This is a genomic window from Paraburkholderia acidisoli (assembly GCF_009789675.1).
Classification (GTDB): domain Bacteria; phylum Pseudomonadota; class Gammaproteobacteria; order Burkholderiales; family Burkholderiaceae; genus Paraburkholderia; species Paraburkholderia acidisoli.
Genome location: NZ_CP046915.1, coordinates 867,784 through 880,309 on the forward strand (window position 1 = coordinate 867,784; position 12,526 = coordinate 880,309).

12 protein-coding genes are annotated in these 12,526 nt (G+C 66.0%); 3 read left to right on the top strand and 9 right to left on the bottom strand.

What is annotated here, in order from left to right:
* Positions 1-117: 117 nt before the first annotated feature.
* From FAZ98_RS26060 to FAZ98_RS26090, 7 genes are all read right to left on the bottom strand, one after another.
* Positions 118-879 (bottom strand): ABC transporter permease, encoded by a 762-nt coding sequence (locus FAZ98_RS26060; protein ID WP_158955474.1) that lies wholly within the window; start codon positions 877-879, stop codon positions 118-120.
* On the bottom strand, positions 876-1,853 hold the full coding sequence (locus FAZ98_RS26065) for an ABC transporter ATP-binding protein (RefSeq protein WP_158955476.1): 978 nt from the start codon (positions 1,851-1,853) through the stop codon (positions 876-878). Before FAZ98_RS26065 ends, FAZ98_RS26060 begins: the two co-directional genes overlap by 4 nt.
* Before the next feature lie 243 nt (positions 1,854-2,096).
* Complete coding sequence (locus tag FAZ98_RS26070) at positions 2,097-2,378, bottom strand: hypothetical protein (RefSeq protein ID WP_158955478.1); 282 nt, start codon at positions 2,376-2,378, stop codon at positions 2,097-2,099.
* A 291-nt stretch (positions 2,379-2,669) separates the two neighbouring features.
* Positions 2,670-3,392: an amino acid ABC transporter ATP-binding protein gene (locus FAZ98_RS26075; protein WP_158955480.1), complete on the bottom strand. Its 723-nt coding sequence runs from the start codon at positions 3,390-3,392 to the stop codon at positions 2,670-2,672.
* Entirely contained in the window at positions 3,379-4,029 is a 651-nt protein-coding gene (locus FAZ98_RS26080; RefSeq protein WP_158955482.1) for an amino acid ABC transporter permease, read from the bottom strand. The genes FAZ98_RS26075 and FAZ98_RS26080 overlap by 14 nt, the downstream gene beginning before the upstream one ends.
* The gene (locus tag FAZ98_RS26085; protein WP_158955484.1) at positions 4,026-4,703 is read right to left on the bottom strand and encodes an amino acid ABC transporter permease; all 678 of its coding nucleotides are present in this window, start codon (positions 4,701-4,703) and stop codon (positions 4,026-4,028) included. The genes FAZ98_RS26080 and FAZ98_RS26085 overlap by 4 nt, the downstream gene beginning before the upstream one ends.
* A gap of 106 nt (positions 4,704-4,809) precedes the next feature.
* The gene (locus FAZ98_RS26090; RefSeq protein WP_158955486.1) at positions 4,810-5,616 is read right to left on the bottom strand and encodes a transporter substrate-binding domain-containing protein; all 807 of its coding nucleotides are present in this window, start codon (positions 5,614-5,616) and stop codon (positions 4,810-4,812) included.
* A 277-nt stretch (positions 5,617-5,893) separates the two neighbouring features.
* Here FAZ98_RS26090 and FAZ98_RS26095 point away from each other — a divergent pair, with 277 nt between their 5' ends.
* Positions 5,894-7,426: an MFS transporter gene (locus tag FAZ98_RS26095; protein WP_158955488.1), complete on the top strand. Its 1,533-nt coding sequence runs from the start codon at positions 5,894-5,896 to the stop codon at positions 7,424-7,426.
* 39 nt (positions 7,427-7,465) lie between these two features.
* Here FAZ98_RS26095 and FAZ98_RS26100 read toward each other — a convergent pair whose 3' ends face one another.
* Entirely contained in the window at positions 7,466-8,362 is an 897-nt protein-coding gene (locus FAZ98_RS26100; protein ID WP_158955490.1) for a LysR family transcriptional regulator, read from the bottom strand.
* A 149-nt stretch (positions 8,363-8,511) separates the two neighbouring features.
* Between FAZ98_RS26100 and FAZ98_RS26105 the strand changes: the two genes are divergently transcribed.
* Positions 8,512-10,092 carry an MFS transporter gene (locus FAZ98_RS26105; protein ID WP_158955493.1) on the top strand — a complete coding sequence of 527 codons (1,581 nt, stop codon included), beginning with the start codon at positions 8,512-8,514 and terminating at the stop codon, positions 10,090-10,092.
* A gap of 103 nt (positions 10,093-10,195) precedes the next feature.
* Positions 10,196-11,155, top strand: coding sequence for a LysR family transcriptional regulator (locus FAZ98_RS26110; protein ID WP_158955495.1), 960 nt, complete (start codon positions 10,196-10,198; stop codon positions 11,153-11,155).
* A gap of 48 nt (positions 11,156-11,203) precedes the next feature.
* On the opposite strand, the gene FAZ98_RS26115 is transcribed toward FAZ98_RS26110, so the two are convergent.
* On the bottom strand, positions 11,204-12,355 hold the full coding sequence (locus FAZ98_RS26115) for an alpha/beta fold hydrolase (RefSeq protein WP_158955497.1): 1,152 nt from the start codon (positions 12,353-12,355) through the stop codon (positions 11,204-11,206).
* Positions 12,356-12,526 lie beyond the last annotated feature (171 nt).

Below are 12,526 nucleotides of genomic sequence, written 5' to 3' on the forward strand. Positions count from 1 at the left end.
GGTGAGGGAATCCGCGCGAATCAGGCGGTACAGGCGGGGAAGGTGGTAGAGGCAAGGGCGCGCCGCTCCATCATCACGGCCGGCGCGCCCTTGCAGGGGATCGACTGATCGGCCTGCTCAAGTCTTCAGCCGATACCCCGTCTTGAAGATCCACGCCGTGATGCCGATGAACACCGCGAGGAACGCGGCGGTCATCACGAGACTCACGCTCACGTCTACGTCGGCGAGCCCGTAGAAGCTCCAGCGAAAGCCGCTGATCAGATACACGATCGGATTGAGCAGCGTGATCGCGCGCCACGCGGGCGGCAGCATGTCGACGGAATAGAAGCTGCCGCCGAGGAACGTGAGCGGCGTGATGATGAGGAGCGGCACGATCTGCAGCTTCTCGAAGTTGTCCGCCCAGATGCCGATGATGAAGCCGAGCAGGCTGAACGTGATGGCCGTGAGCAGCAGAAACAGCATCATCCAGAACGGATGCTGGATCTGGATCGGCACGAACAACGCCGAGGTCGCGAGAATGATGAGGCCCAGAATGACCGACTTGCTCGCCGCCGCGCCCACATAGGCAATGACCGCTTCGAAATACGACACGGGCGCGGACAGCAGCTCGTAGATCGTGCCCGTGAAGCGCGGGAAGTAAATGCCGAACGACGCGTTCGAAATGCTCTGCGAAAGCAGCGAAAGCATGATGAGGCCGGGCACGATGAACGCGCCGTAGCTCACGCCGTTCACTTCCTTGATGCGCGAGCCGATGGCCGAGCCGAACACGATGAAATAGAGCGAGGTCGAAATCACCGGCGCGACGATGCTTTGCATCAGCGTGCGGCGCGTGCGCGCCATTTCGAACCGGTAGATGGCGTTGATAGCGTAAAGATTCATGACGAGGTCACCGGTCCGTTGTCGTTTTGCGTGGCCTTCGCTTCGGCGGCCGCGTCTTTGCCGACGAGGCTCACGAAGATGTCCTCCAGCGAACTCTGACTCGTTTGCAGGTCGGTGAAGCCGATGCCGGCGTCGCTCAGGCTCTTGAGCAACGTGATGATGTCGTTGCGTTCGTTTTCGGCGTCGTAGGTGTAGGTGAGCGCGGTGCCGCCTGCGCCGAGTTCCAGATGCCAGTGCGCTAGCGCGGGCGGAATCGCGCTCAACGGCGCTTCGAGTTGCAGCGTCAACTGCTTGCGGCCGAGCTTGCGCATCAGCGCGTCCTTGCGCTCGACCAGCATGATCTCGCCCGCGTTGATCACGCCGATGCGGTCGGCCATTTCCTCGGCTTCGTCGATGTAATGCGTGGTGAGGATGATCGTCACGCCGTTGGCCTTGAGCCCGCGCACGAGCTTCCACATGTCGCGGCGCAACTCGACGTCCACGCCTGCCGTGGGTTCGTCGAGAAACAGCACCTGCGGCTCGTGCGAGAGCGCCTTGGCGATCAGCACGCGGCGTTTCATGCCGCCCGAAAGCGTGACGATCTTGCTGTCGCGCTTCTCCCAGAGCGAGAGATCGCGCAGCACGCGCTCGATATAGGCGGGATTCGCGGGCTTGCCGAACAGGCCGCGGCTGAACGATACGGTCGCCCAGACGGTTTCGAAAGCGTCCGTGGTCAGTTCCTGCGGCACGAGGCCGATCAGCGAGCGCGCCTTGCGGAAGTCGGTGACGATATCGTGGCCGTCCACGCGCACGCGGCCCTCGCTCGCGTTGACGATGCCGCAGATGATGCTGATGAGCGTGGTCTTGCCCGCGCCGTTCGGCCCCAGCAACGCGAATATTTCGCCGCGATGGATCTCGAGGCTCACGTTCTTGAGCGCGCGGAATCCCGTAGCGTAGGCTTTCGAGAGGTTCTCGATGGAGAGGATCGTTTGCATAGGCGAGACATTAGCAGAAGCCGATGCAATGCATACGGTCGCGCCCCAATCGGGCGTGGATAGCGGCGAGCGATCAGCGCGGGATGAGCGGCCATGAAAAAACCGCTGCGGGTGAGGGCAGCGGTTCTTTCCGGTGGCGCGAGTCGCTAAAACCGGGCGATAACAGCCAAAGCTGCCAGGTTCTTTACGCCCGCGCTCGTCGATTTAAATCGCAGAGTCGTTCCTGGTGTTCGATTGCGGTACTTACTGGCCGGACGGCGCTTTTGTCGAGGGCGTCGCCAGCGTGTTGTTCGTGCCGTACGCCGCCGTGGGCGCGGTGTTCACGCCGTTGGTCAAGGCCGGATTGGGCGAGCCCGTGCCGCTTTCCGAATTGGCGGCGGCGGGCGTGCCGTAGCCGCTCGTGGTGGTGGCGGCCGCGGCCGGCGAGGTGACGCTCGGCGTGGCCAGCGTATTGTTGCTCTGTGCATATGCACCGGCCGACAGCGTCAGCGCGGCGGTAGCCACGATCAGGGTTGCCTTGTTCATGAGTCGCTCCTCCATGTTGGACTGGAATCATTGCGCCAACGATCTTTTCGTCGTGTTGATTGCCGATCGAATGACGCCCGGCTTTAAGCCATCCCACATATCGATACCGCGCGAAATCGGGGAATCGGCAGCAGCCAGTTAATGCCAAGTTTAGAAAAGACGACGCGGATAATTAAGCGCATGGTGCGCAATGGTGAGTTTCCGTTTTTGATATCAAGCGGGCGGCCGAAAGTGTGTCACGCAACCTTGCATTGTTCTCGATTCACGGAATGATCGAAGGCGATAAGTGGATCATTGCTGAATAAAGCGCCGCATTTCCACGGTCGTGGGCCGCTCGAACATGGCTTCTGGCGGCCCGCTTTCCCATACGCGGCCTTCGTGCATGAACACGACCGTATCGCTCACCGCGCGTGCGAAGCGCATTTCGTGCGTGACCATGATGAGCGTCATGTGTTCGCGCGCGAGACTCTCCACCACGCTCAGCACTTCGCCCACGAGTTCGGGATCGAGCGCGGACGTGATCTCGTCGCAGAGCAGGACGCTCGGCTTCATCGCCAACGCGCGCGCAATGGCCACGCGTTGCTGCTGACCGCCGGAAAGCTGCTCGGGATACGCGTCGAACTTGTTGCCGAGACCCACGCGCTCGAGCATCTGTTGGGCGGTTGCGCGCGCCTCGCTGCGCGAGGTTTTCTTCACCACGGTCTGCGCGAGCATCACGTTTTCGCCCGCCGTGAGATGCGGGAACAGGTTGTATTGCTGGAACACCATGCCCACTTTCAGGCGTAGCGCGCGCAAGTCGGCGTGCCGCGCATCGACATGTTCGCCGTCGATCTCGATCGAGCCCGCGTCGATGCTTTCGAGTCCGTTGAGCGCGCGCAAGAACGTGCTTTTGCCGGAACCGCTGCGACCGATGATGCTGACGACCTGACCACGCTCCACGGTCAGATCGATGCCTTTGAGCACGTGATTTGCGCCGAATTGCTTTTCGACGCCTTGAGTTTTAACGAGCGGCATGCCATTTCCTTTGCAGCGAACGTGCATAGCGCGTGAGCGGATAGCACAAGACGAAATAGATCAGCGCGACGAGTCCGTACACCAGAAACGGCCGGAATGTCGCATTGGTGATTTGCGTGCCCGCTTTCGTCAATTCGGCGAAACCGATAATCGACACGAGCGCGGTGTCCTTGATCGCCTGCACGCCGAAACCGACCGTCGGCCCGACGGCAATGCGCGCGGCTTGCGGCAGGATCACGTGACGCAGTTGCTCGAAGTAATTCATCGCGAGGCTCGACGACGCTTCCCACTGGCCGCGGGGGATGGCCTCCACGCAACCGCGCCAGATCTCCGCGAGATAGGCGCTCGTGAAGAACGTGAGGCCGAGCGTGGCCGCGATCCACGGCGAAACGTCGACACCCACCAACGGCAGGCCGAAGAACACGATGAAGAGTTGCAGCAGCAGCGGCGTGCCCTGAAACACCTCGATATACACGCGTACGAGCGCACGCAGTACGCGCGAGTTCGACACGCGCATCACGAGCAGCACGAGTCCCACGGCGCCGCCCGCGACGAACGAGACGAGCGAGAGCACGACCGTCCAGCGCGCGGCGAGCAGCAGTCCTTCGAGGATCTGCGCGAAGGTGAATTCGATCATCGCGCACCTCGCAGATTGCGTGCGAACAGACGGCGTCCGGCCGCGTTGAGCGCGGCGCGCAGCACGAGCGCCATCGCCAGATAAATGCCCGCGATCAGGAAGTACGTTTCGAACGCGCGGAAGTTGCGCGACTGCACGTAGCTCGCCGCGTAGGTGAGGTCGGCGACGGAGATCTGCGAGACCACGGCCGAGCCGAGCATGGTGATGACGATCTGGCTCGTGAGCGCGGGAAAGACCTTCGCGAACGCCTGCGGCAGCAGCACGTGCAGGAAGGTCTCGCGACGCGACAGCGCGAGCGCGGCGGCGGCTTCGTGGTGGCCGCGCGGCACGGCGTCGATACCCGAGCGCAAGATTTCCACGGCGTATGCACCAAGATTGAGCGTCATGGCGAGCACGGCCGCCGTGTATTCGCCGATATGCACGCCGAGCGCGGGCAAGCCGAAGAACACGAAGAACAGTTGCACGAGAAACGGCGTGTTGCGGACCGCTTCCACATAAGCGTGAACGATCGCGCGCGCCGTCGCGTGGCGGCTCTGGTACGTGGCGGCGCCCGCCACGCCGAGGCTCACGCCGAGCACCGTGGACGCCGCGGTGAGCGCGAGCGTGACGGCCGCGCCGGACGCGAACATGCCGCTATAGGCGGCGAGGTCGCCGAACTGAAGCTGATAGCTCATGAACGAAAAGAGAAGGCACGCGGTGAAAGCGCGCGCCGCGTGAGGCGGCGCGAGTGATCGGCAATCGATGCGAGGCCGGTCGGCGTTGCATCGACGAAAGGCTGCGTCAGAGACCGGCCGGCAGCGGCTGGCCGAACCACTTCTTCGACATCGCCTGGAGCGAGCCGTCCTTCTTCGCCTGGTCAATGGTGGCGTTGACCTTGGCGAGCAGTTGCGGCTCGTTCTTGTCGAGCCCGACGAAGCACGGCGAATCCTTGATGATGAACTTCATCTGCGGCTCGCGCGGCGGATGTTTCGCGAGAATGGCCGCCGCGACGATGTTGCCCGCCGCGATCAACTGCACCTGGCCCGAGAGAAACGCCTGGATGGTGGCGTTGTTGTCGTCGAAACGGCGAATGGTCGCGTTGGGCGCCATGTTGGTGAGCGCGACTTCCTCGAGCGCGCCGCGTGTCGCGCCGACGGTCTTGCCGGTGAGATCGGCGGGACTGCCGACCTTGACGTCGGCGGGACCGAACACGCCCTGGAAGTACGGCGCGTAGGCGGCCGAAAAGTCGATGACCTTCTCGCGATCGGGCGTTTTGCCGAGCGACGAAATCACGAGGTCGACCTTGTCGGTTTGCAGATACGGAATGCGGTTCGCGCTGTTCACGGGCACGAGTTGCAGCTTCACTTTCATCGACTTCGCGAGCAGCGCGGCCATGTCGATGTCGTAACCCTGCGGCTGCATGTCGGGGCCGACCGCGCCGAACGGCGGGTAGTCCTCGGGCACCGCCACGCGCAGCGTGCCGCGCTTCTGGATGGCGTCGAGCGCGTCGGCGTGGGCGGCTTGCGCAGCGAACAGCGTGAGCAGGGGCGCGGCGAGCAGCGCGGCGAGCGCGCGGCGGCGCGGCGAAAAGGTCGATTCGAAAGCCATCTGGGTTCCCCGGAGAGTGACAGGCGCGATAAGACGTTCGCGAACGGAAGCTCTCTAAGCAAGGTGTGCGCCAAGCCTTGTGCAACGGGCAAGAGCGCCCGAAACGCGAATGACCCCAGCGGCGATTTGCGCGTACCGGAACGCCCGATTCACCAATCTGGTGCGTGAGCGCGCGCCGTATCGGCGAAACGAAAATAGTGCCGTTACAAGGCCTCGAAACGTGTGCACGCGTTGCCTGCTATCGTCATTCTCGAACCCGAACCGCGTGGGAGCGAGCTTGGCCAACCCGAACGTTCTCAATCGTGCAGCGCGGCCCGCGCACGCCGTACCGGCGCAGGCCAGCCCGTGCGACGAACTGGTCATTCGCGCGCAGCCCAGCGCCGTCGACCGGCCCTGCCAGCGCAAACGTCTCGCGCTCGCGGCCACCATTCTGGGCTCGAGCATGGCGTTCATCGACGGCTCGGTGGTCAATGTCGCGTTGCCGTCCATTCAGGGCGAACTCGGCGCGAGCGTCGCGGGCATGCAGTGGGTCGTCAACGCGTATCTGCTGTTTCTCGGCTCGCTCGTGCTGGTGGGCGGGTCGATGGGCGACAAGCTCGGCCGCCGCACGGTGTTCATCGCGGGCATCGCGTTATTTACGCTGGCTTCGGCCGCGTGCGGCTTCGCGCCCGGCGTGGGGGCGCTGATCGCGGCGCGCGCCGTGCAGGGCATTGGCGCGGCGCTGCTCGTGCCCAGCAGTCTGTCGATCATCGGCGCGGTATTCGACGGCGAAGCGCGCGGCCGCGCCATCGGCACCTGGGCGGGCGTGGGCGCGATCACCTCGGCGGTGGGGCCGGTGGCGGGCGGCTGGCTCGTCGACGCGTTCTCGTGGCGCGCCATCTTCTTTCTCAACGTGCCGCTCGCGGCGGTGACGATCGCGCTCGCCGTGGCTTCGGTGCCCAACAGTCACAAGTTCGACGCGCCGCAAAAGCTCGACTGGCTTGGTGCGCTGATTGCCGCCGCCGGGCTGGCCGCGCTCACATTCGGTTTGACGCAGGCTTCGGCGCGCGGCTTCGCGCATGGCTTCGTGCTCGCGCCGATCGGCGGCGGCGTGCTCGTGCTGGCCGCGTTCGTGGCAATCGAAGCGCGCAGCGCGAACCCGATGATGCCGCTCGACGTGTTCCGCTCGCGCGACTTCAGCGGCGCGAATCTCGTCACGCTGCTGCTGTATTTCGGGCTGGGCGGCGCGTTGTTCTTTCTGCCTTACACGCTGATCCGCGCGCACGGTTACAGCGCCACCGAGGCGGGCGCGGCGTTGCTGCCGGTGCCCGTGATCATCGGCGTGCTCTCGCGCTTCACGGGCGGGCTCACGACCCGCTTTGGCGCGCGCGCGTTGCTGACGGTCGGGCCGGCGGTGGCGGGGCTGGGCTTTGTCTTGCTGGCGATGCCGTTTGCGCGTGGCGATTACTGGGCGGGTTTCTTTCCCGCGCTCGCGGTGCTCGGGTTGGGATTGACGATCACGGTTGCGCCGCTCACGACCACCGTGATGGGCTCGGTGGCGAGCGACCGGACCGGCGTGGCCTCGGGCATCAACAACGCCGTGGCGCGCGTCGCGAGTCTGCTGGCGATCGCGGTGCTCGGCATCGTGTTCACGTGGTCGCACGACGCGCGGCTGGCGAGCGGCGCGCTCCGTGGTGTCGCCGCGGAAGGCGATGCGATCGAGGCGGGGTTGAGGGCGGTGGCGCTGGTTTCGGCGATCTGCGCGTTCGTTGGCGCGGCGGTGGCGGCGGGGACGATTCGGGCGGGGCGGGAGGCGGGCGCGGAGCCATGACGCGCGCTTCCGGCCCGCGCGAAATCTGCCTCGCTTCGCTCAACTCATCCCCACCACCCCCTCCACCAGCGCATCAATCGCACACCGCGTCTTCAACGGCACATACGGCGTCTTGATCCACACCGCGTGAATCTCTTGCGGCCGCACGCCGCAACGCTCCCGCACCGCAACCAGTTCCCCGCTCGCCATATACCGCGTCAACAGCCAGCACGGAATCTGCACCAGACCCAGGCCCGCCACACCTGCGCCGGCGATCGCCTGGATATCGTCGAGACTCAATTTGGGCTCGATCTTCAGGTCGTGTTCATCGCCATTCTCATCGCGCATGCGCCAAGGCGAAACGCGGCCATCGCGCGAGTAGGCAATGCCGTGATGCCCCGCGAAATCGTCGATGTCGACGGGCATGCCGTGCCGCGCCAGATACGAGGGCGCCGCGGCGATGCTCATGTCCTGCACGCCCAGCGGCCGTGCCGCGAGACTCGTACTGTCGCGCAATGCGCCGATGCGCACCGCCAGATCGACGTGTTCTTCCACGAGATCCACCATGCGGTCCGTGAACGAAATGTCGATCTGCAACTCGGGGTGCGCGTGCGCGAGGCGGAACAGCACCGGCGCGACGCATTGATGCCCGAACGCAATCGGCGCGCTCACACGCAAGCGGCCGCGCGGCTCGCGGTGGCCGCTTTCGAGTTCGACCTCGGCGGCATCGAGTTCGGCGAGCGCGCGTACGCAGCGGTCGTAGTACGCCTGGCCGGCCTCGGTCAGCGTCTGGCTGCGCGTGGTGCGCTGGAGCAGTCGCGCACCCAGCCGCTGTTCGAGCCGCGCGATCACCTTGCCCACGGCCGAGCGCGTGAGGTTCATGCGTTCGGCGGCCAGCGTGAAGCTGCCCGCTTCGATCACCTGCACGAAAACGGCAACGCCATCGAGCTTGTCCATTGCATTGGGTCCTGAAAAGAACAATTCACGGGAAAAGTGCGCGCAAATCGGGAAGGATATTCCCGATATAGTACCTCCAACGACGCGTTGCTCTATCCGCCATCGGCGTGCACACCGGTGGATCTCACGACGTCCTTTTCCTCGCGACCATGACTCCACGCCGCCCCATTCACAACGCCCTCGCGCTCGCAGCGGTCTGCCTCACTTCGCTGATGTTCGGCCTTGAAATCTCGAGCGTGCCGACCGTGCTCTCGACGCTCGAAACCGTGCTCCACGCCGACTTTCGGCAGCTGCAATGGATCATGAATGCGTACACGCTGGCCTGCACGACCGTATTGATGGCGACGGGCGCGCTGGCCGACCGCTTCGGCCGCAAGCGCGTCTACGCGATCAGCATCGTCGCGTTCGCGATCACGTCGCTGCTCTGCGGCGTCGCGCACAGCGCGGCCGTCTTGATCGCGAGCCGCTTTCTGCAAGGCCTCGCCGGGGGCGCCATGCTGATCTGCCAGGTGGCCGTGCTCTCGCATCAGTTCCAGGAGCCGGGCGCGCGCAGCAAGGCGTTCGGCGCGTGGGGCATCGTGTTCGGCATCGGGCTGGGATTCGGGCCGATCGTCGGTGGCCTGATCGTGGCCGTCGCCAGCTGGCAGTGGGTGTTTCTCGTGCACGCGTGGATTGCGCTCGTCGCGCTCGGTCTCGCGCATGCCGGCGTGCAGGCGTCGCGCGATCCTTCCGCGCAGCGCCTCGACGTGCCCGGCATCCTGACGATGTCCGTGGCCACCTTCGGCCTCGTCTTCTTCATCACGCAAGGCCCGGATCTCGGTCTGCGCAGTCCCGCGTCGCTCGGCATCGTCGCGGCCACGCTGGCGAGCTTCGCCGCGTTCGTCGTCATCGAAAAGCGCAGCGCGGGGCCCATGTTCGACTTTTCCGTGCTGCGCATCCGGCCGTTTTCCGGCGCGTTGTTCGGGTCGATGGGCATGAACTTCAGCTACTGGCCATTCATGATCTATCTGCCGATTTATTTTCAGGGTGCGCTCGGCTATTCGTCCGTCGCGGCCGGGTCGGCGCTGCTCGCCTATACGCTGCCAACGCTCGTGGTCCCGCCTTACGCCGAACGGCTGGCGCTGCGCATCGGCGCGCGCCGCGTCATCCCGCTCGGGCTGTTCATCATCGGCGTGGGCTTCGTGCTGATGAAGTTCGGCGCCGGCGCGTCGCACGCGAGCTGGCTCACGATGCTGCCCGGCTGCGTGCTCTGCGGCATCGGGCTCGGCATGACGAACACGCCCGTCACGAACACGGCCACGGGCGCGGTGTCGCCGGACCGCGCCGGCATGGCGTCGGGCATCGACATGAGCGCGCGGCTCATCAGTCTCGCCATCAACATCGCGCTGATGGGCTTCCTGCTGCTCCAGGGCGTGCTCGCGGCGCTCGCGCGCACTCTGCCCGGCGTAGCGCCTCATGCACGCTTGCGTTCGCTCGCGGAGCAGATCGCGGCGGGTTCGTTCGACCGCCTGACGACGAACAACGCCAGCCTGGCCGCAGCCGATCCGCACGGCGCACTCGTGCATGCGGCGCTCGTGCACGGCTTCGAGATCGTCATGCTGTATGGCGTGCTGGGCGCGTGGGCACTGGCGCTGTGCAGCGCGCTCGCGTTCGGTCCGGCCGTGCGTGCGCGTCGTCCCGTGGGCGCGTTGAAGACGTGCGCGAGTGCGTCGAGTTCATCGAGCCAGTAGCCTACGCTGCCTGGCGCGTTCGAACGGTTCATAATCCTGATTCCGCTTGGCGTATTCGATCGTTTCGTGATCGAATTCATGCCGATCCCCATCGAGGAAAATCATGGACCGTTTGACCGCCATGGGCGTGTTCGTGGCCGCCGTGGACGAAGGCAGTCTCGCCGCCGCCGCGCGCCGCTTCGGCCTCTCGCCCGCCATGGCCGGCAAGTACGTGAGCGCCGTCGAAGCCGGGCTCGGCGCGCGGCTCCTGCAACGAAGCACGCGCCGGCTGAGCCTGACCGACGTGGGCCAGGTCTACTACGAACGCTGCCGCCACATTCTCGAAGCCTGCGACGAAGCGAACCGCGAGGCCAGCGAAGCGCAGGCGAGCGCGCGCGGTGTTCTGCGTGTGGCGGCGCCCGTGACCTTCGGCGCGATGCATCTGGGCGAGGTGATCGCGCAATACATGGCGGCGTGCCCCGAGGTCAATGTCGAGGTCGCGCTGAGCGACCGTTATGTCGACCTGCTCGAGACCGGCGTCGATCTCGCGGTGCGCGTCGGCCGCCTGCCCGACTCCACGTTGATCGCGCGGCGGCTCGCGCCGTGCCGCATGGTCGTGTGCGCGTCGCCGGGTTATATCGAGCGCCACGGCTTGCCGCGCAAGCTCGACGATCTGCGCCGCGCGCCCCGCCTCACGTTCAGCGAGGCGGTGTCGTCCGGCGACTGGACGCTCACCGACGCGAACCAGCGCGTGCACGTGATCGACGGTCCGTGCCGGCTCGCCGCGAACAACACGCAGATGCTGCTGGCGGCCGCGCTCGCCGGCGCGGGCATCGTGTACGGGCCGACCTTCGTGTTCGGCGAGGCCATTGCGCGCGGCGAACTGGTCGAACTGCTGCCGGGTTACCGCGCGACCGACCTGACGATCCAGGCGGTCTACCCGAGCGCGCGCCACCTGCCGCTCAAGGTGCGGCAATTCCTCGACTTTCTCGCCGCGGCGTTCGGCGACGACCCGCCATGGGACCGTGCCATGCCGGTGGCCGCAGCGCGCTCGCCGCGGCCGAAGGCGCGCAAGCGCGCGTGACGGCGCGCGATCGTTCCTGATCGTGCCTGAAGGCGCGTTGGCGTCGCCTTACTGCACGCCGGGCGGGTTCGAGATGCGCAGCGTCCAGATGCCGGCGGCGTCGCGCGTCATCACTTGCGTGGCGGTGCCGCGTTGCGTGAGCGGCTGGCCGTCCGGCGCTGTGGCCGTCGTGGTCCAGTCGAGCAGCACGAGCGCGAGATCGTCGCTCACGAGCGTGAGGCGCACGTCGTTGCGAATTTGCGGCTTCGTCTCCAGCAGCCGCGCAAACGCCGCACGCAGCGCCTCGCGGCCGTGCGCCACGGTCGTGCCGTCGGCCATGCGCATGGTCGCGTGCTCGCTGAACACGCCGATCAACCGGTCGAGGTCGCCCGCATTGAACGCGGCGTCGAATGCCACGGGCACCTGCTCCGGCGAGCGCGGCGCGTCGAGTCCGGCCACGAAGGCGCGCACGGCGGCGGCCACCTCGGCGGGCGCTTCCAGCGGCGACAAATGCCCCGTGCCCGGCAACACCTGCAGGCGCGCGCCGGCAATGCGCGGCAGCAGTTCGCGTTGCAACGTGTCCAGCCGGTCGACCTGATCCGCTTCGCCCGCGACCACGAGCACCGGCACGCGAATCGATGCCACCTCGCGCGTGATGTCTTCGAGCATCGCCGCCATGGGCCACGCGGCTTTGGCAGGCGCCGCGCCGCACAGGCTGTCGGCGATCACCTGTTCGCGTTGCGCGGGCGTGAGCGGCCGCGCGGTGAGCACGTGGTCGAGCACGGCTTCGACCGAGGCGCGCGTGGCATAGGCCGCTGCCATCGCCTCGCGCTGCTCCAGGGGAAACGCCATGGGCGAGGGCGGCGAGGGCGCGACGAGCACCACGCCCGCGAGTCCGGCGGGCTGGCGCGCGGCCAGCAACTGCGCGACCTTGCCGCCCATCGAATGCCCGACGATCACGTAACGCGTGAGCTTCAGCGCCTCGATCACGTCCTGCGCGTCGTCGGCGAGATCGGCGATCGCATAGCCCTGCGCGGGCGCCTCCGATTCGCCCCAGCCGCGCTGATCGAGCGCGACGGTGCGGCAGGTGTCCGAAAGCGCGCCCGTCACCGCGTCCCACGTGCGTGACGAGCCGCCCCAGTAGTGCAGAAACACGAGCGCCAGCTCGCCTTCGCCTTGCACACGCACGTGAATACGGGTCTGCCGCGTTTGAATGTCCATGTCGATGCTCCCTTCGATCGTGAAGCGGCGCGGCCTCATGCCGAGCCATGACGACATTGTCGATTGCATCGTCGATGGTGATAATCCACTCATTGCGACATTCAGTCGATCATGTATCGATCGAATCCGTTTGCGCGCGAGCGAGCCGTATCGGCTGAAAATTGCAAGGTG